The sequence below is a fragment of the Stieleria bergensis genome (assembly GCA_007745635.1).
GTDB lineage: Bacteria > Planctomycetota > Planctomycetia > Pirellulales > Pirellulaceae > Stieleria > Stieleria bergensis.
In genome coordinates this window covers 6,192,650-6,216,574 of record CP036272.1, presented here as the reverse complement: position 1 = coordinate 6,216,574, position 23,925 = coordinate 6,192,650, and the positions used below count along the sequence as shown (strand labels likewise).

The 23,925-nt window shown below is 55.8% G+C and carries 19 protein-coding genes and 1 riboswitch; of the genes, 15 read left to right on the top strand and 4 right to left on the bottom strand.

Going from position 1 to position 23,925, the window contains the following annotated elements; genetic code table 11:
• Nucleotides 1-459: 459 nt before the first annotated feature.
• Nucleotides 460-1,944, top strand: a complete 1,485-nt coding sequence (locus SV7mr_RS21815) for a sulfatase (RefSeq protein WP_145276677.1) — start codon at nt 460-462, stop codon at nt 1,942-1,944.
• Nucleotides 1,945-2,420: 476 nt separating this feature from the next.
• The gene (locus tag SV7mr_RS21810) at nt 2,421-2,822 is read left to right on the top strand and encodes a translation initiation factor (protein ID WP_145276674.1); all 402 of its coding nucleotides are present in this window, start codon (nt 2,421-2,423) and stop codon (nt 2,820-2,822) included.
• Between the two features lie 60 nt (nt 2,823-2,882).
• Here SV7mr_RS21810 and SV7mr_RS21805 read toward each other — a convergent pair whose 3' ends face one another.
• A complete protein-coding gene (locus SV7mr_RS21805; protein ID WP_145276672.1) occupies nt 2,883-3,422 on the bottom strand; it encodes a DUF6702 family protein in 540 nt (179 codons plus the stop codon).
• Nucleotides 3,422-6,070 (bottom strand): M1 family aminopeptidase, encoded by a 2,649-nt coding sequence (locus SV7mr_RS21800; RefSeq protein WP_419187740.1) that lies wholly within the window; start codon nt 6,068-6,070, stop codon nt 3,422-3,424. Before SV7mr_RS21800 ends, SV7mr_RS21805 begins: the two co-directional genes overlap by 1 nt.
• Nucleotides 6,071-6,541: 471 nt before the next feature.
• Between SV7mr_RS21800 and eboE the strand changes: the two genes are divergently transcribed.
• Nucleotides 6,542-7,804, top strand: a complete 1,263-nt coding sequence (gene eboE, locus SV7mr_RS21795; RefSeq protein ID WP_419187739.1) for a metabolite traffic protein EboE — start codon at nt 6,542-6,544, stop codon at nt 7,802-7,804.
• Between the two features lie 106 nt (nt 7,805-7,910).
• Here eboE and SV7mr_RS21790 read toward each other — a convergent pair whose 3' ends face one another.
• Together SV7mr_RS21790 and SV7mr_RS21785 are read right to left on the bottom strand one after the other, a co-directional pair.
• Entirely contained in the window at nt 7,911-9,149 is a 1,239-nt protein-coding gene (locus SV7mr_RS21790) for a polysaccharide biosynthesis/export family protein (RefSeq protein WP_145276670.1), read from the bottom strand.
• Nucleotides 9,150-9,287: 138 nt separating this feature from the next.
• Entirely contained in the window at nt 9,288-11,153 is a 1,866-nt protein-coding gene (locus SV7mr_RS21785; RefSeq protein WP_145276668.1) for a hypothetical protein, read from the bottom strand.
• A gap of 393 nt (nt 11,154-11,546) precedes the next feature.
• A riboswitch (cobalamin riboswitch) is annotated at nt 11,547-11,767 on the top strand.
• A gap of 181 nt (nt 11,768-11,948) precedes the next feature.
• On the opposite strand from SV7mr_RS21785, the gene SV7mr_RS21780 reads away from it, so the two are divergent.
• From SV7mr_RS21780 to SV7mr_RS21725, 12 genes are read left to right on the top strand one after another with little or no spacing between them, the layout of a single operon-like run.
• Nucleotides 11,949-13,031, top strand: coding sequence for a DUF1559 domain-containing protein (locus SV7mr_RS21780; protein WP_419187738.1), 1,083 nt, complete (start codon nt 11,949-11,951; stop codon nt 13,029-13,031).
• Nucleotides 13,032-13,053: 22 nt separating this feature from the next.
• Nucleotides 13,054-14,574, top strand: a complete 1,521-nt coding sequence (locus SV7mr_RS21775; RefSeq protein WP_145278837.1) for a cobyric acid synthase — start codon at nt 13,054-13,056, stop codon at nt 14,572-14,574.
• A 10-nt stretch (nt 14,575-14,584) separates the two neighbouring features.
• The gene (gene cobO / locus SV7mr_RS21770; RefSeq protein ID WP_473163659.1) at nt 14,585-15,199 is read left to right on the top strand and encodes a cob(I)yrinic acid a,c-diamide adenosyltransferase; all 615 of its coding nucleotides are present in this window, start codon (nt 14,585-14,587) and stop codon (nt 15,197-15,199) included.
• The gene (cobU, locus tag SV7mr_RS21765) at nt 15,199-15,813 is read left to right on the top strand and encodes a bifunctional adenosylcobinamide kinase/adenosylcobinamide-phosphate guanylyltransferase (RefSeq protein WP_145276662.1); all 615 of its coding nucleotides are present in this window, start codon (nt 15,199-15,201) and stop codon (nt 15,811-15,813) included. The genes cobO and cobU overlap by 1 nt, the downstream gene beginning before the upstream one ends.
• Nucleotides 15,810-16,850, top strand: a complete 1,041-nt coding sequence (locus SV7mr_RS21760; protein ID WP_145276660.1) for an ABC transporter substrate-binding protein — start codon at nt 15,810-15,812, stop codon at nt 16,848-16,850. Before cobU ends, SV7mr_RS21760 begins: the two co-directional genes overlap by 4 nt.
• The gene (locus SV7mr_RS21755; RefSeq protein ID WP_145276658.1) at nt 16,847-17,857 is read left to right on the top strand and encodes a FecCD family ABC transporter permease; all 1,011 of its coding nucleotides are present in this window, start codon (nt 16,847-16,849) and stop codon (nt 17,855-17,857) included. The genes SV7mr_RS21760 and SV7mr_RS21755 overlap by 4 nt, the downstream gene beginning before the upstream one ends.
• 1 nt (nt 17,858) lies before the next feature.
• Nucleotides 17,859-18,650 (top strand): ABC transporter ATP-binding protein, encoded by a 792-nt coding sequence (locus SV7mr_RS21750; RefSeq protein WP_419187737.1) that lies wholly within the window; start codon nt 17,859-17,861, stop codon nt 18,648-18,650.
• Nucleotides 18,647-19,624: an adenosylcobinamide-phosphate synthase CbiB gene (cbiB, locus tag SV7mr_RS21745; RefSeq protein ID WP_145276654.1), complete on the top strand. Its 978-nt coding sequence runs from the start codon at nt 18,647-18,649 to the stop codon at nt 19,622-19,624. Before SV7mr_RS21750 ends, cbiB begins: the two co-directional genes overlap by 4 nt.
• Entirely contained in the window at nt 19,621-21,405 is a 1,785-nt protein-coding gene (gene bluB, locus SV7mr_RS25915) for a 5,6-dimethylbenzimidazole synthase (protein WP_145276651.1), read from the top strand. The genes cbiB and bluB overlap by 4 nt, the downstream gene beginning before the upstream one ends.
• Nucleotides 21,402-22,442 carry a nicotinate-nucleotide--dimethylbenzimidazole phosphoribosyltransferase gene (gene cobT / locus SV7mr_RS21735; RefSeq protein WP_145276649.1) on the top strand — a complete coding sequence of 347 codons (1,041 nt, stop codon included), beginning with the start codon at nt 21,402-21,404 and terminating at the stop codon, nt 22,440-22,442. The genes bluB and cobT overlap by 4 nt, the downstream gene beginning before the upstream one ends.
• The gene (locus SV7mr_RS21730; protein ID WP_145276647.1) at nt 22,439-23,254 is read left to right on the top strand and encodes an adenosylcobinamide-GDP ribazoletransferase; all 816 of its coding nucleotides are present in this window, start codon (nt 22,439-22,441) and stop codon (nt 23,252-23,254) included. The genes cobT and SV7mr_RS21730 overlap by 4 nt, the downstream gene beginning before the upstream one ends.
• The gene (locus SV7mr_RS21725; protein WP_419187736.1) at nt 23,251-23,898 is read left to right on the top strand and encodes a histidine phosphatase family protein; all 648 of its coding nucleotides are present in this window, start codon (nt 23,251-23,253) and stop codon (nt 23,896-23,898) included. The genes SV7mr_RS21730 and SV7mr_RS21725 overlap by 4 nt, the downstream gene beginning before the upstream one ends.
• The last annotated feature ends 27 nt before the right edge of the window (nt 23,899-23,925 follow it).

Here is a 23,925-nt window from a genome sequence, read left to right as displayed (position 1 = left end):
GATGCAGAATAACCGAAGTCAATTCACTCTAATTTGACTTTTTTGATTTATTCTTCTCAAGTGTCTGCAATCTGTCACATGGGGCGTTCGATGTGCTTTGGATTAGCCCTGTAGAGGTTGTCTAATTTGCCTTTGCAGATGTAGTTTTCACGCCGTTCTGTGTGCGGAATGAGACCAATCGATAGAATCCAAATTTTCGTTACAAAGCAAACGCATGATTGAGTTCATCGCTGGCGTGCAGCAAACACCTTCGCGGCGTTAACACGCCATCTGGGAATGGCTTTCAGGAGTGCTTAGACAGCGCGTGACTCGCTTGCTCTGATGCAAAACGAAGTGTTGCTCGACGAGTTGTTGCCGCATCGCGGGAAGGCTTCAGTTAAACTGCACCGGGTCCAGGCAAGTGTTGCAGCCCTGAGTTTCTATTGAGTTCACCGCGTTTAACGAGTCACGAAGTTCATCATGCGAAGTCTTTTTCAGTCAGCGTTGCTTCGCGCAGCGATGTGTTTGTTGGTTGTCATCAGCGTCGGTCAATGGCTTCATGCGGCCAGTCCGAACGTTGTGTTCATTCTGGTTGATGACTTGGGGTACATGGACATTGGTGCTAATAATCCCGACACCTTTTATGAAACGCCGAACATTGATCGGCTGGCTGAAACAGGGACGCGTTTCACCGATGGCTATGCGGCAAACCCGGTCTGCTCGCCAACTCGCTACAGTATTTTGACCGGTCGTCATCCCAGTCGAGTTGATGCGACCAACTTCTTTACCGGTCGCCGTGCAGGTCGTTTTCTTCCGGCACCGTTGATCAATCATATGCCGTTGGAAGAAGTGACGATGGCGGAGGCCTTCAAGCAGCATGGCTACACGACGATGTTCGCTGGCAAATGGCACTTAGGCCCCACGCCAGAATTCTGGCCAGCCAAACAGGGATTTGATTTTAATTTTGGCGGTCATGACCGTGGGGGGCCATACGGTGGCAAGCGTTACTTTTCTCCGTACGGAAATCCGCGTTTGGTTGATGGTCCGGACGGCGAACACTTGCCGATTCGTTTGGGCACTGACACAGCGAACTTCATTCGTGATCACAAGGATCAGCCGTTCTTTGCCTATCTCGCTTTTTACAGTGTTCATACTCCGTTGATGGCGCCCAAAGAATTGGTGCAGAAGTACAACGACAAGGCCAAGCGTTTGGGCTTGGACAAGCAGGTTGCCTTTGCTGATGAAGAGCAGGTATTCCCCGGCGGCAAGCCTCGCAAAGTCAGGATCCTGCAAGCTCACACAACGTATGCTGCGATGGTTGAATCCATGGACCGTGCGGTGGGGATCGTGCTGAAATCGCTGGAAGATAACGGACTGGCCGACAATACGATTGTCTGCTTAATCGGTGACAATGGCGGTCTGTCCACCAGCGAAGGATCGCCCACCAGTAATCTGCCTCTGCGAGGCGGTAAAGGCTGGGTCTACGAAGGCGGGATTCGCGAGGCCTTTATCGTTCGCGCTCCCATGCTTGAAGGAACGGTTGGCACGTCCAGTGTCCCTGTCGTTAGCACGGACTTCTATCCGACCTTGCTTGAATTGGCGGGGCTTCCCAAGCAACCCAAGCAGCACTTGGATGGTGTGAGTTTGGTTGGCGCATTAAAGGGCCAAACCAAGGTGTCACGTGATGCGATCTACTGGCACTACCCGCACTACAGCAATCAAGGCGGATTCCCAGGCGGTGCGATCCGGTCGGGGGACTGGAAACTGGTTGAACGCTACGAAGACGGTCGTGTTCACCTGTACGATTTATCCAAGGACATTGGGGAAGCCAATGATGTTGCCGATCAGCATCCCGAACGCGTCAAGGAAATGCGTGATGATTTGCATCAGTGGTATCAGCAAGTGGATGCGAAATTCTTGTCCGCCAAACCCGATGGCCCTGAGCCTTGGCAGCCCGGCAAATAGTGGCAATCCTAGAGAGGCCTTGCCGGCGAAAAGCTTTGCGTTTGGTGACGTTCTCATGGGCCTACCAGGGCCATTTGTAGAACACCTTCGGCGTTCGGAAATTTCGGTGTGATTACAATCCGCCCAATCGGATCTCGCGGGTAACCATGGCTTGTTTGCCAGATTCTGTTCTACGAAGAAACATCAGCCTGCCCTGCGCCGTAGGTGTTCCACATTCGCTTTCAGACGTTCCGCTGAGAGAGCAAGTGTCATCTGCTGCATTGGCGTTAGCCAGAGCGGTTCGACCAACCGGCGCCGGCAGTGCGGACTAAAGCAGCAAGGTGTACTTTGACATCGCTTGGCCGGTCAGTGGGGCATCTGGGATGCTGTGCCCTGGCCGTTGATTTGGTGTTCGCACCGTGATGGCACCAAGCTATGATCAAATGCTGCAGTTTGTTCTGCTGGCATTTGTTTGTGGGCTGACCATTGGAAAATCAATGACGCGACTTTTTGCTGGGACTCAATTTGATCTCCCGCCAACCTGTGACCTGTGTGGTCAAGTGGAATCGGAATGCGGCTGTTCAGCAGCTCAGAAGCAGGCGTTGGCTGACCAACAGTCTCAGGAGCAGCAGGAGCAAGAGCGGTTGGCGATGCGCAAACCGCCCGGCAAGCAAACCGCCCGCGTGCGGTTTGAAAAACGCAAAGGCAATCGCAGGGTGACGGTGATCGCGGGATTGACGCATCAGGCTAATGATCTGCCCGCGTTGCTGGCTACGCTGCAGTCGGCTTGCGGAGCCGGAGGGACAGTCAAATCCGATCCGGACCTTGTTGAGCTACAAGGGGACCAAGTTTTTGCCGTCACAAAGAAGCTGAAAGAAATCGGCTACAAGGTAAAGTGACTCGTCGCTCACAGTCCCGGCCTGTTGGGGCTGGGCGACGGTTTGGTTTAGCGACGATTGCTAGTGCGTCTTAAACGGCAGTTTGAACAGCCGTTGCTTGGATCGAATCAAAGCTGATGCGGGCTTTTTTCCTTCTGCGGGCTGGTTGCTGGACGCTGTGTGCTCTTTCGTTGCCGCGTCTTGCAGCACGATGATCCGGTGCAGGAAGGTACTGGACTGGTCGAATAGCAGTTGGCTGTAAAGCCATTGCGGTCGTTGGCCGTTGGGGCATGGGACTTCAAAGAACCACCACACGTGGGCGCCTTCGGGCTGTCTGCCGACCCATTCGATTGGCATCCCGATTGCTTGCTTTTCACCGGCCTGCCGCTCTTTGGGAGGCTTCATCAAGAAGGCGTATTGACGTCTCAGTAGGTCCACCTGCCAGGACTTGGCGTCTGCTTTGCCGTAGCGTTTTTGCAGCCACTGTTCATCTTGGGTGTCCAGTCGCAAGGCAACTTGCAAGCTGTTTTCGGTCTGGTCCCATTGCAGTTCAGCAACGGTTTCATGCACGGGGTGCAGCATGACGCTGCCCAGCAGGAAGAGCAGTGCACCGGCGAGCATTAGGCGGCCTCCTTGGCGTTGCCTTTTGCTTTTTTCGGAGCCGGCTTTTCTTGTTTGGCTTCGGGTTGCTTGCGTTTGCGTTTTGCGGTCGCGGGTTGTTTTTCCGGGGCGGGCTTCTTCGCAGCGGGTTGCTTGTCGACTGCCGGTTTGGCGTCGGTCACTTTTTTCTTGGCAGCTTTCGGCTCGTCAGCGGGTTTGTTTTCTTCCGCCGCTTTTTTGGCTTCAGCAGCTTGTTTTGCAGCGGCAGCTTTCTTTTCGTCTTCCGCTTTCTTTTTGTCTGCTTTGGCGCGTTGCATTTCATTGCCACCGCGCGAGCTTTTGTACAGCTTGAAGCGGCTTGGGATCAAGCGTTTGGGCCAGTGATTATTGCTCGCTTCGACGTCTGCTGTTTGCCGTTGTGGATCCAGTTCCAGGCGGACAATTTCTTTGTCGGAGACGATCAGTTTGCTGGCTTTTTTGCTGTTTTGACGCCAGATTTCAGCGGGAAAGGTCATTCGCTCGCGGGTCTGGTCGTCATAGTGAACGTCGACAATGATTGGCATCACCAGACCACCTTGGTTGCTGAAATCGACCAAGTAAAAGTTCGTGGTGCGTTTGAGTAGTTCGCGCTGTTCATCGTCTAGCGAATCAAGGAATCGTTGAAAGGACTTGCGATCGTTTTCGGTGACCTTGCTGGGGTCGTATTCGGGGCTGTTGTAATAGTCTTTCAGTCCGGGTTGCCAGTCGATGCGTCGTGGAAGATCCACATTGCGAGATTCGGTGATCGTTGGCTCTTTGGCGTCCTTTTCCAGTCGTTGCCGTTCGGCACGTTCATCGGGATCGCCAGAGTCGATCAAGTAGAGTTTGACATCATCGATTGCGATGTCGACGTGTTTGGTGCTGTAGAACCAGCCGCGCCAGAACCAATCCAGGTCAACCCCGGAGGCGTCTTCCATGGTCCGGAAAAAGTCACTGGGCGTGGGGCGTTTGAACATCCAGCGGCGCGAGTACTCGCGGAAGGCAAAATCAAAGCGTTCGCGGCCCAGGATGGTTTCACGCAGGATGTTCAATGCCGTGGCTGGTTTGGCGTAGGCGTTGTTGCCGAACTGCAGGATCTCTTCGCTGCCGGTCATGATTGGCCGCTGGTTGCCGCCTCTCATGTAGGCCACGATCTTTTCAGGATCTCCGCGGCGGGATGGATAGTTCTCTTCCCATTCCTGTTCAGCAATGTATTGCAGGAATGTGTTAAGGCCTTCGTCCATCCATGTCCACTGGCGTTCGTCGCTGTTGACAATCATGGGGAAAAAGTTGTGCCCGACTTCGTGGATCACTACTGAGATCAAGGCGTACTTGGTCGATTTGCTATAGGTTCCGTCTTTCTCTGGCCGCGGGCCGTTGAAACAGATCATGGGGTATTCCATGCCATAGACGGGGCCATTGACACTGATGGCGACTTCGTAGGGATATTCGAAGCAATAGCGTCCGTAGACTTCCAAGGTGTGAGCGATGGATTCCGTTGAATACTGGCTCCACAGTGGTTCGGCTTCGTTGGGATAGTAAGACATTGCCATGACGGTTTTAGAACCGACTTGAACGCCCATTGCGTCCCAGATAAATTTTCGGCTGGCAGCGAAGGCGAAGTCACGGACGTTCTTGGCGTGGAATTCCCAGGTTTTGGTGCGTTTGGTGCGAACCGCTTCGTTTTTCTTGGCCTCCGCAGGCGTAACGATGAACAGGGGAGTCTTGCTCTTGGTCGCTTTGGCCAGTCGCTCTTTCCATTCCGGCTTCAGCACTTCGTCAGGGTTTTGGAGTGTGCCTGTTGATGAACAGACCATCTCGGCAGGCAGGGTGATGCGAACTTGATAATCACCTAGCTCCAAGGTGAATTCGCCGCGACCCAGGAAGGCTTTGTGCTGCCAAGCACCGTAGTCCGTGTACGCTGCGACGCGTGGATGCCACTGGGCGATTTCGTAAATGTAGTTCTCGTCTGATTCGAAGTACTCTTTGCCGCTGCGGGCGCGGATCGTTTTGGAATCGACGATGTTGTAGCTGTATTCCAGCACGACACGCGTGCTCTTGCCCGGCATCAGTGGGCGAGGCAAGTCGATTCGCATCATCGTGTCATATTCAAAGGAATCAAGCTTCTTGCCTTTGCCGTCGGTGACGGAACTGATTTTAAATCCGCCATCAAAGACCTTCTTGGCAAAGATCGACTGCAGAGATGAGAACGAGGCGCGGTCTGAAAAGCCACCCGCCGTTTCGCTTGCATAGGAGTTCGAATCGGGATCAAAGCGGTTTTGATCCAGTTGCACCCAGATGTAATTCAGGACGTGTGGCGAGCGATTGTGGTAGTCAAGTTTCAGCGTGCCAGAGAGTGATTGCTTTTCGTCGTCGAGTGTGATGTCGATTTCGTAGTCCGCTCGCTGTTGCCAATAGCTCGGCCCGGGGGCTCCAGAGGCGATGCGATCTTCACCAGGTGTCGGCCACCAAGGGTCAAGCTGAGCGAATGCGTCGTACGGATCGGTGTGCTTGGGATTGGCAGATTCAGGAGACTGGGCAGCAAGGTTGGTCGCCAGCAGTGACCCCAAAAGCAGTGAGCCGATCGTGAACAACAGAACCCGGGAGCGTGTGCCTGACATGAAGGCAAGGCGAGTGGAGCGAGCGATCATCAAATTCGTGAGGCAGATACGAGGTGGGGAGTAGACAGTGTCAACTGTGCCCAATTCTAGCCCGTCGACAACGCCCTGCCAGCGAGATTGTTCAGGAGCCAGAGATTCTGCGGGCTTTCTTGGTCCCTGGCACGCACGCTCGCTAGGATTGCGTCTGGTCGATCAGACCCAGGCAACGGCGGGAGGACGTCTTGGCGGCTTCATGTCATTGGCGAGTTCATGTTTTGGGGGGCGATGGCTAGTCCATACTGCGACGCGCCCATCAGGAAGCCTTGCCCAGGAGCCATTTACCAAGCCAGCGGCCCAAGCCCGTTCATTAAACGCGTGTTAACGGCTATGCTTGACCAATTGAGCTGTGTCTTGAGACTTTCGTGGCAAGCCTTTCTGCCCGCCAGTCTTGTTCGATGCCCGCCAGGCTTGATAACCTGTTCGGCGCTTTTTACACATGTTTTCCTTCAACCGGTGGCTGCTGTGGATTCCGAAACGACTGCATTGCAAGTTGGTTATTGCACGAATGTTCATGCGGGTGTGGAACTCGCGACGATCGGTGACAACTTGGTGCGTTACAGCGTGCCCGCGCGGGAAAAACTGAATCAGCAAATCGCTCAGCAGCGGCAGGTTCCCACGCAAGAACGGTTGGGCGTCGGCTTGTGGATTCCCGATCAAGCCTCTCAAGAGCTGATGCAAAGTCCTCAGCAGTTGCAGGGGTTTGCGGAACTGTTGGCAGCCAATCGGCTTTCGGCATTCACGATCAATGGATTTCCCTTTGACAATTTCCATCAGCCCAGTGTGAAGCAACGCGTGTACTTGCCGACTTGGGCCGATCGGCAGCGATACGAGTACACGCTGCGTTTGGCATCGATCCTGGCGGCCTTGTTGCCAGAGTCAGACGAAACGCAAACCGTCGGTTCCATCAGTACGCTGCCACTCGGTTGGCCAGCGAACCCCTTCGCGCCCGGTGATTCTGATTCGGCAGAGGCTCGTTTTGCCAAAAGTGGTCAGCAACTGCGTGAACTGGCCGCTCAGCTCAATGCGATTGAACAACAAACCGGCAAACGGATTGTGGTCGCGATCGAACCCGAGCCAGGTTGTGACTTGGACTCCGCAGACGACATGATTGACTTTTTTTATCAGCAGTTACCAGAACAAACTCATCGGCGGTACTTGACGATTTGTCATGACATTTGTCACAGCGCGGTGATGAATGAACCACAGCGCGACGTGATTGAGCGATATGCCCAGGCGGGCATTGCAATTGGCAAGGTGCAGGTCAGCAGCGCTATCACTGTGGATTGGGCATCGATGGCCGTTGCAGATCGTCCCGAAGTGCTTGCTCGGTTGAGTTCCTTTGCCGAAGATCGCTACCTGCATCAAACGGGACAGGTCGATCGCCAGGGAGATTTCAAGTTGGCAACCGACTTGCCAGAGTTGCTGGCTGGGATCGATCCTGCCACGCTTGACGAAGTCGAACGTTGGATGATCCACTTTCATGTGCCGATCTTTCTGGAACAGATCGGGCGGCTGGGAACCAGTCGGGATGCGGTCCGAGCCTGCCTGCAAGCGATTGGATGCTGTGGTGATCCCAACGGTTTCGTCCCCGGCGTGGACTTCACAGGCCACCTAGAAGTCGAGACCTATGCCTGGACGGTGTTGCCGGAGGCCGAGCGGCAACGAGGCTTGTCCGATGACATCGCGACGGAGATGTTTTGGTTGTTGCAGCAGCTCTATGGTTAGGCCGCTGGGGGCATCTCGGTGTTGCCGGAGGCCTGCTGCGCGTCACGCCGCTGATTGACGTGATGTGTTGTGCTTCACAAGCTAGCAAGTTAGCGCGTGTCGATCATCAGTCTCCGCCAAACATCACCGGGACGATCCCGTAAACGCCACGGGTAAAGACTTGATCAATCCAGTTATCCCATCGCACGATCGGGCGTTCGGGGACGATCACCACATCACCATCGCGTAGCCAGATCTCGTCCGCAGGGGTGGGGCGTTTGCCGAACACGGCACCTTGCAAGTCAAGCATGGTCGAGATCAGGCGCCAGTCTTCGGCGCGGCGGAAGATCACGACCTGTCTCATGTTGGCATCGGGGACGTGGCCGCCGGCCAGTGCAATCGAGCCCAGGACGGTGGTGGGGCTGTCTAATTGGTAACGTCCCGGTTGGCCAACTTGGCCTAGAACGTAGATGTTGTGTGCGGCTTGCTGCCGTAAAATCGGTTCGGTTTCCAGCCCAACGACCAACTCTTGGTAACGAAGATTGACCTCTTTCTTTAGTTCTGGCAGCGACATCCCTTGCACGCACAGGCCGCCAATGCCAGGCAAGCGAATCTTGCCGTCCGGGGCAACGACCACATCGATGAACTGTGCATTGAGGCCACTCTGGCCGCCCACAGTGTTGCGAATGTCATCGGCAAGTCGATTCGTTCGCACCGGGGTGACATCAATCGATGGTTCGTCGTAGTGTTTCTTGTAACGCTCTTCCAGCATCTCGCGAAGTTGACTGACGGTCAGGCCGGTTGCCCGCAACTGGCCCAGTAAACGAACGCTAATCGTGCCATCGGGTTGAATCTCCAGGCCACGTTCGAAGCTGCCACGGTTCAGGTCGGGGTCGGTTAGCGATTCAATCATGATCTCATCGCCTGGCGTCAGACGGTACTTGCCGCTCTGTTGGCGGCGCGTGATCAAGTAGATGACTTGCAGATTGTCGCCAGGGCGCAGTCGATAGGTTTTGAGGTGTGCATAACGACTGGGGCCTGCATAACCGCCGGGACCATAGCCGGAAAAATTCATCCGGCGCATGTCTGCCCAACGTGCCTCGGCGCCACAGTGAAGCTGGCAATCGACACCCATCAGGCAAGCATTGCAACTAGATTGGCAATGCTGGCAGGTCTGATTGGGAAGCTGGCAACCGCAGGATGATTCGCTCGTCACGCTGCCAGTTGGTGTTGGCAGCAGTTCAGATTGAGCGGGGCTGACAGGGCCAGCGGGGCTGGCGGGGCTGGCGGGGCTGGCGGGGCTGGCGGGGCTGGCGGGGCTGGCCAGTGCTGGTTGTTGGGCGATGACTCGCGAGCTGCTAGTCATGCTGGCAAGCACCATCACAATGGTGAGGGCTGGTCGAATGTTCCGAGCGAATGGATGGAAAAACATCTGGGGGCCGAGCTGAGAAAGCGTAATCGTGACATCTGGTTGGGGCAGGACAAACGACGATTGATCAAACCGTTACGGTTGATCGTTGGCATTCTTTTTAAACAATTGACTCCAGAAGCCTGTCTTGGCGGGCTGAGCCAGTTGGGCTGGCGGATTCAGCGGACGCTGAGAGGCTTGTTTAAAAGGGACGGTCTGTGCCGCGGTGTTGCCGCTCGCCGATGGGGCTTGGCGATTGGCGACCGTTTGGGCAGGCACGGATCGGGCGGTCTGGTTGGTCGTGTTGTTGACCTGAGGTGAAATGGCAGCAAACTCTGCCGGTGTCAGTTGGGTGACCTGAGGGGCGCGAGTGGCGGGGCGTTGCGGAGTCCGACGCTGAACCACTTGCCGCACCGCCTGGTTGCCACTGCGTTTCCGTTGAAGGTCGTTGAGTGCTTCGGCGATGGACTGCGATGGCGACAGGTTCATCGCGTGAGTCAAGGTTGCCTGGGCTTCGTCTAGCAATCCCATGTGAGAAAGCTGCGCGCCCAGTTGCAGCGCCAGGCTGGTGTTGCTTGGCTGGCCTTCGAGTGCTGCGCGGCGCAGGCAAAGTGCTGTTTCTTCGGGGATCGGGTTCGGCGTGGATCGTTGCAGGCGAATGGAGGCGATCAGGTCCATGGCCTGTGCCGCGCCAACATGCCGCCTAGCGATCGGCACAAGGTCGATGCGTGCGGATTCTAAATACAGGTCCAGGGCCTGCGTCGACGTGACACGAGCGGTTGCATCGCCGATGACAGCCTTGCTCTGGTGACTGCGGATAATCTCTGAGACCAGTTCGGGCGTGATGGGACGCCCTGGGCTGGCAAAGTCCTGGGACTCGTCCAGTGTAGAGCGCGCCTTTGACAGCCGTTGCACCGCCCATGCCGTCGCTTCAATTGACCGCTGAGTATCATGCAGGTCGATGGCGGAACAGAGCAATTGCAGGCAACGCCATGCGGAAGCTTCGGCCGACGCGTATGCACCAATTGCATATTCGTGTCTCGCGTCGATCAATGCCTCCGATGCACGATGGTCACAGGTTTGCGCGGTGATTGATTGCAATGGCCCGTGCGGTCTGCTGGCGTGTCGTGTCGATGCCAGTTGTTGCGGGCGGTTTGTGACGTTCGCTGATGCAAGGGAGGCTTTTGTCGTCGCACGCGCTGACGCAATCGGCCTGGCCGTTTCTGAGTTGTGACTTTCAGGGACAGTGGCAACAACGGGGGCAGTGGCAGTGATAGGACCAGCGATAGAGTCAGAGTGCTGGGCGGAGTTGTTTTGAACCGCAGGTGTTGACACGACGGGATTTTGGATAATGAAGCGTTTGTCGAACAGCGGTGGTTCGGGAGTGTGATTAGGAATGGTTGTCGTTGGCGGCAATTTGGGTTGCTGTGCAACTTGATGTTTGTTGTTCGCTGCCGTTGCCGTGCCTTGCACCACGCGCAGGAAAGGATTCGTTTGAAACGCAATCCCACTGTCCACACGCTTTGTCGTCGGCGTCTGTGTCCCGCTTGAACGCCCCGCAGGATTGGCTGCGAATGGATTGATTGAGCTGATGGATTGAGTGTCGGGCTTGCTTGCTGGTTGAATCCCCAATCGTTTTGGCTTGAGGGGTTCGCGGTTTTGATTTTCGGGCAGTGTCGCGAGGTTTGGTTTCGGCCGGGATGTCGTGTTCGCTCCGATTCGGCGGACATTGGCTGGCGTGCTGGCCGTTTGTTGGTTCTCTGTGGCCACGCGAGTGGTGGGCGATTGAGCCGTGAAGAAGGGATTGCTTTGGCTGGCTTGATCGGCGAACGCAGTGGGTAAAGCGTTGCCAGTGGACAGGGCGCTAGCGACCAGCAGGGGCGCCGTCAACGTAGCGATCAAGGTAGCGATCGAGGTGCGGCGTTGACGTCTCTGGCGATTCTTGAAGCGGGGCAAAATCATTGGAACGTGCGTTGGACAGAGGCCAGAGAAATGGGGCAAGGAATCTGGGGGGATTGAGCCGGCGATTGCCTTTCGGCCGCCGACTGCCCGCGGATGAGTCCTCTGTTCACTAAAATCGGAATGACTGCACTCAGCCACGTTGCAAATCCGTTACAGCACTCACGAAAATGGCCCGGCGGGCTAGGGATTCGGCACAACCGCTAAACTTTAGGCGGCTTCCTTCGGCGCGGATCGGCTGATCTTTAACGGTTGGGCTAGCTGTCTGGCCGCCTGCTTGGCTGGCCCCCTAGCGGGTTGGCTACTTAAGCGTTGGTTACCGGTGCGCGATGCTGCATTGGATCGCGGCTGGGAACTTTTTCACGCGGGTCGGTTGACTTTCAGGTAGCTAAGGTTAATTTCTGTCCTGTTGGTGGTGACGATCTGGCAGTGGCCAGGTCGTGAACAGGGAACTCCGGTGAAACTCCGGGACGGTCCGGCCGCTGTAAGTCATCTGCGTCCTTAACAGGTCGCTTCCTCGATCGTTTCTATTGCCATTGCTCCCATTTGTGAGCGAGAAGGCTGCGATTGGAGGAAAGAAGACAAGTCAGAAGACCTACCATCGACAAGGCGACTCTGCCAATTGGCAGCGTTGTGCCCTCCGGGATAAGGGCGGTTGCTGCGATTGAGATTCAGCGATGACCACCAGCGGTTGCTGGTCGTTTCTATGACACGCGAATCCTGATCGATCCATGTCTCTGAAGAAGATTTTCCGACGCATTCATCGGCGAACGATTGATGCGCACAGGATTTGCTCTCATGTTTTTTGATTCACAGATCTCTTTTGAAAACCAGTCTCGCTGTACTGGAGAGCCCACTGGAAGTCGGCGCGGCGCCGTTGGGCGCGTTCGACGAACAGGTTTTACACTGGTTGAATTGCTGGTTGTGATTGCGATCATCGGTATTTTGGTTGGTTTGCTTTTGCCTGCCGTTCAGGCCGCTCGAGAGGCCGCGCGGCGGATGTCGTGTGGTAACAACATGCGGCAGATTGGATTGGCGATTCACAACTATGAATCGGGATTCAAAGTTCTGCCCAAGCAATCCCAGCAGCCCGGTCCCGGACGCGCGTGGACGACCAAACGCGGGAGTTGGTTTACGGCGATCTTGCCTTATGTCGAGCAAGATGGTTTGTTCAAAACGTTTGATCCGGATTTCCACTGGCATGATCCTCAGAACGCCGAAGCGGTTTCGACGAATGTCCCGATGCTGACTTGTCCCTCGGTTCCCGAACGCCCAGGATTCGAATGGACTCTGTTTGTGGATTACCCCGGCAGCGGCACAAACTATCAGTTGTCTGCGCGTGACTTTTTTCCCGGTGCAACGACGGACTACGCCAATGTGGGTGGCATTGGTCGCCAGTTGAACGATGTGCTGCCTGCGCGGCAACGCTTGTACGATCCATACAACTGCGGCGTGTTGACAATGAAGGGGACAAAGTTTGCGGACGTGCTGGACGGTCTGTCTCAAACGGTGTTGATTGTTGAGTGTGCTTCTCGACCGTACCTGTATCAAAACGGACGCTGGATTGGTGACGGTGCGACTCCCAAGACGTGGAGTGGTGGTTCGACGATCACCAGTCCCTATCCTACTGGTGGTGTTTGGGCGAGTCACCTGAAAGGTTTCTTGGTTGATGGGGCGCAGCCGGATGGCAACACAGCGATCAATCCAGGGACCTGTGCAGTCAATTGCAGCAATGATAACGAAGTCTATTCGTTTCACCCGGGTGGAGCCTACGTCGTGATGACCGATGGGTCGACACGGTTTGTGACCGAATCCCTGCCGATCGAACAGTTGGCAGCGATGGTAAGCCGTGACGGTCGCGAGGTCATTGAACTTGAGTGATCGACCGCTTGGCAATGTTGTGATGGTGATGGGGACAAGTTCCTCGGCTGGGAAAAGCCTGATCACCACTGCGCTTTGCCGAAGCTTTGCCAGGCGCGGTCTGCGTGTGGCTCCATTCAAGTCGCAAAACATGTCCAACAACGCCTCCGTCTGTGCTGACGGAGGCGAGATCGGGAGATCGCAGGCGTTGCAGGCGATCGCCGCGGGCGTTCAGCCAACGACGGACATGAACCCCATCTTACTGAAGCCCGAGGGCGACACTCGCTCGCAGGTGGTCGTCAACGGCAAGCCGACGCCTCCCCTAGAAGCTCAGGCTTACTTCCGCGAGCGAAAGAAGCTTTGGCCGGTCGCGACGGCGGCATTGGATCGATTGCGGTCGCAATATGATCTGGTGGTCATCGAGGGTGCTGGTAGTCCCGCAGAACTGAATTTGGCGGATGTTGAAATGGTCAACATGTCCGTCGCCCGCTATTGTCAGGCACCGGTGTTGTTGGTTGGCGACATCGAGCGTGGCGGGGTTTTTGCACAGCTATTGGGGACGCTTTGGCTCTTGCCCCCGGAAGATCGACGATTGATCCGCGGTTTGCTGGTCAATAAGTTTCGTGGTGATCTGTCGCTGTTTGATCGTGGTGTGGAAATTCTGCAGGAGCGTGGTGGTGTCCCCGTTCTGGGTGTGCTGCCATGGGTTGCCGGTTTGAACCTGCCAGAAGAAGATGCAGTTGCTTTAAGCGATCCGCTTCGCTTTGCTCAGTCACCTGCCGAAAATGCGATTGATGTGGCTGTCATTCATTTGCCTCATATCGCGAACTTCGATGATTTCGATCCACTGGTTGCCGAGCCCAGTGTGGCGCTGCGGTATGTGCGATCGCTGGATCAGTTGGGGTCACCTGAGGTGGTGATCTTGCCAGGCACAAAAAATACTCTCGGCGATTTGCAGTGGTTGAAGGACCAAGGTTTGGCGGACCGTTTGAGTCAGCTTGCCGAAGAAGGTGTCGAAGTGGTTGGCATTTGTGGTGGCTATCAAATCTTGGGTCAGTCGATCGACAATCCAGAACGTCTGGAAAGTGGTGTTCCGCATGCCGCTGGTCTGGGCCTGTTGTCGGCTAGCACACGCTATCATGCCAGCAAACAAACATTGCAGACAACGTTCCAGGTGACCGGTGATGAAATCGCACCGGGAACCGCTGGCTTAACGATCTCTGGTTACGAGATTCATGTCGGCCAGACCTCCACGAGATCACCCTGGCTGAGCCGATCCGACGATGATCTGTCGTCGGTCCCCTCGGCTGTCGAGCGTTCGCCATTGGATGGTGCGCACGCTCGAAAGGGAAAGGTTTGGGGCTGTTATCTGCATGGATTGTTTCACAATGATGACTTTCGCAATCGTTGGCTGGTTAAGCTGGGTGTGGATGAAGGTGCGTTGTCTGGCCCAGGGACTGAACATCAATTGCAACAGGATCTCAATCGCCTCGCTGATCATTTTGAGGCGTCGATTGATATCGATGCTTTGCAAGGCATTATTCATCAAGCATCGTCCGAGTAAGGAGTAAATTGTGCCGGAAGACATCAACGAAAAGCATCGTCAACGGATGGAGCGAATCAATGAAATCAAAGATCGCCAGCTGGCTAGCGCAACCGAAGAAAAGGGATTGATCATCGTTCATACCGGTAGCGGCAAAGGCAAATCGACCGCTGCGTTCGGAATGGCGATGCGCTCATTGGGACAAGGCATGAAAGTGGGCATCGTGCAGTTCATCAAAGGTGCTATCGCCACCGGTGAGGCAGCGATGATTGAAAAGTTGAGCGAGCAGGGCTTTCCTATCGAAATGCATACGATGGGTGAAGGCTTTACTTGGAAGACTCAGGATCGTGAACGCGACATCGCCACCGCCATGCGCGGCTGGCAGAAAGCGACGGAGCTGATCCGTGATCCCAGTTTCGATTTGATCATCTTGGATGAATTGAATATCGCCACCAAGTACGAATACATTCCCGTTGATTTAGTCGTCGATGAATTGTTGGACAAACGCGAGATGTTGCACGTCGTTGTCACGGGCCGTAACGCCGATGAGCAACTGCTTGAGGTTGCTGATTTGGCTTCTGAAATGAAAGTCATCAAACATCCGTATTCGAAAGGCATCAAGCCGCAGCCCGGAGTGGAGTTTTGATGTCTGACGGTTCGGGTTCGATCACATTGGTGTTGGGTGGCGTGCGGAGCGGAAAGAGTCGCTTTGCACAGGACTTGGTCGCGGCTGTGGGCGGTGAACAGGTCACCTTTGTCGCCACCGCTCATGCTGGCGATCAGGAAATGTCGGACCGCATTGAGCATCATCAGCAATCACGTCCAGCGAGCTGGACAACCATTGAGTCGCCATTGAATGTTGGCCGGCGTCTGGCTGCTGTGGAACAGCTCCGTCCAGTGGTTCTCCTGGACTGTTTAACCCTGTTGGTCAGCAATGTGCTTTGCCAGCCGGATTGTCCGGAGGATCAGGAACTCTGCCAGCAGCAGGTTCTGGATGAAGTCAATGCATTGATACAGGTCGCTCAGCAGCGTTCGCTGCACCTGGTCATTGTCTCGGGGGAAGTCGGTTCAGGGATTGTGCCTGAGCATCGATTGGGCAGGCTGTTTCGCGACCTTTTGGGGTTTGCCAATCAGCATCTCGCCGCCGTCAGTGATCGAGTGTATTTATTAGTCGCAGGCCAGGCGATCGACGTCAAGCAAATCGGTGTCAGCGTCGAGGACGCCGCTAGGCAAGTGGCCCCGTTAAAGGTTCAGTCATGAAGCGATCACGCGTATGCAATTGGATAGTTGTTGTCTTGCTGGCTGTTTTTTCGGGCTGCGGAGCCGATCCGGCTGGCTCGCCCGGTTCGTCTAGTGGAAACAGCACGGCCGCTCAGCAGGATGCGGCTGTTGCGACCGAAGAGCCAAAGGTTGTTGTGATCAACGATCTGGAAGTTCGGGATCGACTCGATCGCGTGGTGCGTTTGGACCAGCCAGCGGTCCGAATTGTGAGTTTGACGCCCGCAAAAACAGAGCTGCTCTTTGCGCTAGGGTTGGGCGACAAAGTGGTGGGCGTGACGCGGAACTGTAACTATCCAGAGCAGGCGTCCAGGCGGACGAAGGTTGGCGGCGGGACGCTCGAAAGCACCAGCGTTGAAACCATTCTCAGTTTGAAACCAGACTTGGTGATTTGTAAATGGGATTCGCACCAGCCAATGATCGCATCCTTGGAACGATTGAAAATTCCAGCCTGTGCCCTAGGTGCCGAAACCTTGGATCAGCTTTTTCAGGAAGCCCGTTTGATTGGGGCGTTAACCGATCGACGTCAGCAAGCTGATGAGCTGGTTCAGACCATGCAAGCCAAGCACCAGCGGTTGACCAAGCTGGTTCAGCAGGCCAAGCCAGAAAAGCCGATTCGTGTGTTCTATGAAGTCTGGGACGATCCGTTGATGACTGCTGCACCGAATTCCTTTATCGGCGATGTGTTGTCGATGGCTGGGCTGGAAAACATCTTGACTGAGACGCAAGTGCGTTATCCCAAGATTAGCAGTGAAACGGTGATCGCAGGTGATCCGCAGCTGATCCTTGCCCCGACCAGTCACTTTGAAGCCATCGAGCTGGATTCGTTTGCCGCGCGTCCGGGCTGGTCGGTGATCACGGCGGTCAAGAACGAGCGAATTCATTTGGTCTCTGGTGATCAGATTTCGCGCTGTGGTCCGCGCATTTTGGATGCGTTGGAAGAGATCGTCCTGATCGCGTATCCAGAATTAGACGCCGCTGGCGAAGAAACGGCTGCCGCTTTGGAGGCTAACGAGTGAGCGCCCGTGGTTGCATCATCGTCTCTGCGCTGCTGATGATTGTCGTCGCGTCGCTTTCGACCATGATTGGTGCAACCTCCGTGACGTTTGCTGATCTGTTGGCGATTCTGCAAGGCGAGTTACCGGCCGACAATCCACAGCGAATCATCTTTCTGGAACTGCGACTGCCGCGCGTGATCACTGCAGCCATGGTCGGTGCTTCCTTGGCTGCCTCAGGCGTTGGCTTTCAAGGATTGTTTCGAAACCCATTGGCCGAACCGTACATCATCGGGGCCTCGAGCGGCGCTTCACTGGGCGTCGCGTTGGTGGTCGTCAGTGGATTGCAGTTGTCGTTCTTTTCGCTCGGTGCGACGGCATTGATGGCGATCGTGGGTGCGGTGGCTGTCGTGATGTTGGTCGTCGCCATCGCCTCGGCGACTTCCATTCAGTCCGCTTCATCGTTGTTGCTTGCTGGAATTGTTGTCAGCAGCATGGTCAGCGCGATCGTCTCAGGGTTGATGTTTATTTTCGATCAGCGAGCGATGGTGATTTTATCTTGGCTGATGGGATCCTTAGCCAGTGCCCAGTGGGGGAGCGCCGCGTTGGTCACGCTGTTCGGCGGCATTGGGATGACGGTCATCGGGCTATCAGCCCGCGCCCTGGATGTTTACTCGCTAGGTGATGTCAGCGCTCAGTCGTTGGGTTTGCCGCTGCGTCGGTTCCGTTGGTTGATCATTGTGGCTGCCAGTATCGCCACGGCAGGTGCCGTGGCGTCCTCTGGCATCATCGGGTTTATCGGCCTGATTGCGCCTCATCTTGCTCGCATGTTGGTTGGCGCAAAGCATGCCGTGCTGATCCCATTAAGCATTTTGCTGGGGGCCACGCTGGTGATCGTTGCTGACGTGCTGGCACGCACGGTGATTGCTCCCGCTGAGCTTCCGGTGGGAATTTTGACGGCGATCTTGGGATGCCCCTTCTTCCTATGGTTGTTGCTGTCCAATGCTCGCTCTGAAAAGGGGATGCAGTAAGATGGCGAAGTTTTCGGTCCACGATTTGTGCTTCGGGTATACAGCGCAGCGGTTGGTGCTAAAAGAATTGTCTCTGCAGTTATCGCCAGGCCAAGTGCTGGTGCTGTTGGGTGGCAATGGAGCCGGCAAAACGACGCTTCTGCGGATCATGGCTGGCCAGTTACAGGCCTCAGTGGGAAGCGTCTTCATTGATGACCGGGAGTTGCGTGACTGGTCACATCAGCAGTTGGCTAAGCAACTGACCTTGATGCCACAGTTCGAAGGCAATGAATCGGGGCTCAAGGTCGGCGAAATGGTTTTGCTCGGACGCAGCGCGCATCGTGGTTGGTGCGTGCCGTTCAGTGACGAAGACCATCAAGCGGCTGATCAGGCCATGAAGCTAGCCGGGTTATCTGAACTGGCTGATCGTCCCATCGCAACGCTTTCGGGTGGCCAGTGGCGGCGGACGTTGCTGGCGCGGTCACTGGCTCAAGAAGCGTCCATCTTGTTGCTTGATGAACCGACAAGTGGGTTGGATTTGAAACATCAGTTCGAAAGTCTGCGGCAGATACGCGCCTTGGTCAAAGAGCGTGACTTGATCGCTGTGGTCACGTTGCATGACTTGAATCATGCCGCTGCGTTCGCGGATCAGATTGCTCTGCTCTCTGGTCAGCAGCTATTGGCTTGTGGGCCTCCTGAGGAAGTGCTGACCAAGGACTTGATTGTTCAGGCCTTTGAAATTGACGTCATTGTCACCGAACATCCCATCCATGGTACACCGCTGGTGGTTCCTACTGGAGAGGTGACGCGATGATGGTTGACTTGGAAATTCGCTGTTTGATTGTGTTGTTGGCGGCAATGATTGATGTCGTTTGGGGAGAGCTGCCAACGCGATTTCATCCCGTGGTTTGGATGGGGAATTTTATCTCCATGTGGCGAGATCGTTGTCGCTTTGAGCGGCCGATTGCTCGATTCATGTACGGTGTGTTGCTGGTCGTGACGGGGTGCCTGTTGTTTGGCGGTGTCGGGTTGGGGGGGCAGTTGCTGCGTTGGCAGATCCAGTCATGGCCAGTGTCCGTGTCCAGCGTTGGTTGGTTGCTGTTTGTCGCTCTTGTAAGCTTGACGTTGGTGACCGGGTGTTTTTCGATCCGTCTCTTGTCGCAAGCTGGTGATTCCGTTTCGCGGCAATTGCTCGCCGGCGACTTGGCGGCCGCGAGGCAGCAATTGGCATATCACCTCGTCAGTCGCGACACCAGTCAACTGGATGCTTCCCAGGTTTCAGCGGCTGCGATTGAGTCGGTTGCAGAGAATACGTCCGATTCGGTTGTCGCACCGGTGTTCTATTACTTACTGTTTGGGCTGCCGGGAATCTTGGTCTATCGTTTCATCAATACTTGCGATGCGATGATTGGATATCGTTGTGAGCGTTATCTTTGGCTGGGGAAAGCTGCAGCGCGGCTTGATGATTTATTAAACTGGGTGCCGGCGCGGCTGACAGCGATCTTGATGTTGTTGTGTCGACCACGGCAATGGGTTTGCGCGACGCGGGTGTGGTGGCGAGATGCTGGTAAAACGGCCAGTCCTAACGCCGGCCATCCGATGAGTGCTGCCGCCGGATTGCTGGAGATTGAATTAGAAAAGGCTGAGCATTACGTGCTGGGGCAGGGGCAGCGTCAGCCCACTGGCACCGACATCAAGGCAATGTTGCGGCTGTTCAAGCATAGTGTGGCGATGTTGATGTTTGTCTTGATTCCTGTCGTGCTTTGTGTCCAGTGGGGAATCACATGAGTGATATGCAAACCATTCGCGAAGAGCACCACGGCGGCTTGGACCTGCGCGAGTTGGAGCCACTTGGACTGAGCCCTGATCACGTCCTCGATCTGAGTTCTAACGTGCTGTCGGTGGTTCACCCTCGCAGTGTCCGTCAAGCGGCAGCTGATGCCGCGTTTGCTGACTACCCGGATCGTGATTCAAACCAGTTAAAGCACTGTCTGGCTGTGCGACACAGTGTTCCACAGGAGTCCTTGCTGATTGGCAACGGTTGCAGTGAATTGATCCACCTGCTGGCCGAGACGGTGCTGGCCGCCAATGACAAGGTCTTGGTATTGGGGCCGACGTTCAGTGAATACCAGCGTGCCTCGCAGTTACAGGGCGCTCGTGTTCAGCAAGTCATGGCAAGCCAGCCTCAGGACTTTGCCGAGTCAGTCGAGCAACTGGAGCATCCGTTACAGAGCGAAGCGATTGCCTTGGTATGGATCTGCAATCCAAACAATCCAACCGGGCACTTGTTATCGCGTTCGACGTTACAGACGCTGGCGACAAGCCATCCGCAGACGACCTTTGCGATCGATGAGTCCTACATTGACTTTGCCGAGAATGCAGAATCAATGATCGGCTGTGGATTGCAGAATGTGATCGTTCTACGGTCGTTGACCAAGTCGCACGCATTGGCAGGTGTTCGGCTGGGCTACGCGGTGGGCGCGCCGGACCGGATGTCTCAAATGACCGATCGGCGTGTTCCCTGGACGGTCAGTGCCGTGGCTCAAGCGGTTGGCCGTGCTGTGTTGGAACAGCAGTCGCACTACGACGCGGCAATGTTGAAGCTGCAAGGCTGCAAGCAGCGCATGCTTGCTGGATTACGAGAACGTGGATTTCAGCCCCTGGATTCCTCGGTCGGTTTTGTGCTGGTGCCTGTTGATGACGGAACTGCGTTTCGTTTGAATTTGCTGCGGCAAGGCGTGGCGGTGCGCGACTGTGATTCATTTGGGCTCCCACAGTACGTGCGGATTGCGGTCCAAGACGATGCCGCGACCGGTCGCTTACTCGCTGCGCTCGATGGTGCTGGTTCGGCGGGCGTACCAGTGGCGGAATGCACGGCGACCAGGACCGACTGGGACAGCGAATTTCGCGATCAGCTGCACCAGCTGTTTCGGATGCGCCGCGATGTGAGACACTTTCAACGCACTGCCCTGCCAGTGGGCGCGATGAAGCGTTTGATTGACACCGCTTGCACCGCGCCTTCGGTTGGGTTGAGCCAGCCATGGCGGTTTGTCTCAGTCAATGATCAGAGTACTCGCAAGCAAGTTGAACAGGACTTCTACAGTCAAAACCAGCTCGCGGCTCGGCAGTACAACGGCCAGGCCCAGCAGCAGTACTTGCAGTTGAAACTGCAAGGCATTCGTGATGCACCGGAGCAGTTAGCGGTCTTCGTGCAACAGGATCCTGATCAGGGAAAAGGGTTGGGCAGACAGACGATGCCTGAAACCGTGGCCTATTCCGTGGTTGCGGCGATTCAGAATTTTTGGTTGGCCGCCCGAGCGGAGGGAATCGGTGTGGGTTGGGTTTCGATCGTTGATCCCCAACGGACCAAAGCGGTCCTAGGAGTGCCAGCGTCGTGGCAATTGATTGCTTATCTTTGCGTTGGCTATCCTAGTACTCAGGCAACGCTGACTCCGGAGCTAGAGCAAAAGAACTGGGAGCAGCGACAGGATGCTCAGGCGTTTTGGAGTGAGTCCATACAAGGTCAGCTTCGCCGAGCCCTGGCCATCACCGGAGACAAACCACGATGAGTGAGATCGAAGGCCATGCAACCGACTTGGCCGCAGACGTCCAAACGCGGCTCAACACACTTTGCAAACCCCCAGGCAGCCTCGGTGGCCTGGAGGATCTGGCAGCTCAGCTTTGTCTGACACAGCGAACATTGACGCCACAAACGAAGCCTCGACACGCCGCGATCTTTGCTGCGGACCATGGCGTCACTGCTGAAGGGGTCTCGGCTTGGCCCAGTGCGGTGACCGGCTTGGTGGTGCGGCAGATGGCCAATCGAAAAACCGCCAGCGGTGTGTTTGCCGATGAACTTGGCTGCAGTTACGAAGTCGTTGATGTGGGGCTCATCGAACCTTTGCCATGCTATGAAGGTGCCGCAGTCAATCAAGCTCAACAGCGCGGCACGGCAAGTTTAGCGGCTTCACCAGCCATGACATTGCCGCAGTTCCAGCATGCTTGGCAAGTGGGGACGCAGGCGGCCACCGGCGCCATGGAGGTGGGAGCTCGATTGTTGATCGGTGGCGAAATGGGAATTGGCAACACCACTTCAGCTGTTTGTATGATCGCTCTTTTAGCGGACGTGACCGATGGAGCACAGGTGGATCAAATGGTCGGCCCCGGCGCAGGGGCTGACGACGAACAGATGATCCGCAAACGAGCGGTGATTCGTCAAGCGATCCAGCGAGTACAAGGTTTGGGGCCCAGTCACGCGGAAACCATTGCGTGCCAGGTTGGTGGGTTGGAAATCGTTGCTCTGGCTGGTTACTACGCAGCGGCAAGCCAGTCAAACTGCACAGTCGTTGTCGATGGATTGATTGCCACCTCGGCTGCCTTGCTCGCCAACGCGATTCGCCCCGGTTGTCGGCAGCGGATGATTGCGGCGCACCGCTCGACCGAACCGGCTCAGCAGATTGCGCTTCAGCACTTACAGCTCAAGCCGATGTTGGACTTGCAAATGCGACTTGGTGAAGCGACGGGTGCACTGGCAGCATTGCCGCTGATGGATTTAGCGTCGGCGATGATCTGCCGAATGGCAACGTTGGACGAGTTGCAGGCATGAGTCGGTCCGATCAAGACACTGATTTGAAACGCCCGCCGTCGTTGTGGGAAAGTTTTGCCACGGCCGTGCATTTTTTGACTCGCATCACTGTTTCCAAGATCGCGATGGATGATTCGCTGGATCATGCTCGTGCACTCAATCGATCGGTGGTTTTCTTTCCCCTCGTGGGCGGCGTGATTGGATTGGCGACCGCAGCGCTGGTGTGTGGTCTCGCTTGGCTGGGCTTCCCTGCTCTGTTGGCCGCATTGATGGCGATTGGCATCGAAGCGTACTTGACCGGAGCGTTTCACGAAGATGCGTTTGCGGATACCTGCGATGCGTTGGGAGGTGGCTGGACGCGTGAAGACGTTCTCAAGATCATGAAAGACAGTCGCTTGGGAACCTATGGCACGATGGGGTTGCTAATTGGCGTTTCGATTCGCTGGATGGCAATCGGGACGATGGTCCAAGAGGATTGGCAGTGGACGCTGGCTGCAGTTGTTGCCGCCGCAGCGCTGGGGCGATTCGCAATTGTCACCCTGATGAGCACGACGGCTCCGATTGGCGATCGAGATTCACAAGCCAAAGATGTTTCGGGCAATCAATCAGGAGGTCGACTGCTGGTTGCCGGACTGTTGATGACACCGTTCTGTGCGCCATGGTTTGTCCTGCGTCCTTGGCATGCCGTCGGTGCGATTGTGGCCGCTGGCATCGTCTTGTTGTGGTACCGACACAAGATTCTCAAACGTTTGGGCGGTACGACTGGCGATCTGCTGGGCGCCTCTGGTTTTTTGATTCAGTTAGTGATCTTGATCGGAGCATGCCTGCGATGAGTGATTCGCTGGAGGTGTACCTGATCCGGCATGCCAGTGTTGAAGACAAGTGGCGCGGGGTCTGCTATGGTGCGATGGACGTGTCGCTTAGCCGTGAAGGCGAGGCAGCCTCGCTTGAACTGGCTGCCCAGGTTGCCGCCGTCATCCAACCCAAAACCCTGTTGCACAGTGGCTTAAAACGAACGCGATTCTTGATCCAGGCAATCGCCAACGCCATGCCCGGTGCGGTTGATGTGCGTGAAGATCATCAGATCCAAGAACGCAACTACGGTGACTGGCAGGGGCTGACTTGGGACGATGCTTATCAAAGTGACCCAGAGCACTTTCATCACTTGATCGAAGATCCCGAGGGATACTTTCCACCGGCGGGAGAGTCCACTGCACAGATGCAACAGCGCGCCGTTGCTTGGCTAGAGGGGCTGACGGTGCAGCAGAGTCCCGTGGTCGCGGCGGCCCATAGTGGCACGATCGCTGCTTTGGCTGGTGCGTTATTAGGGCTGCATGCTCGGGACTGGAGTCCCTGGATGGTCAAGCACCTGAAGATCGTCCAGTTGCGTCGAAACCGTGACGGGGTCTGGAGCGTTCAGCCATTTCAGATCACGCCGCCCACGAAGTCCCCGCCAGACCGTTCGGATGCCCGTTAGCACGGCACCCGATCACAAGGGACTTGC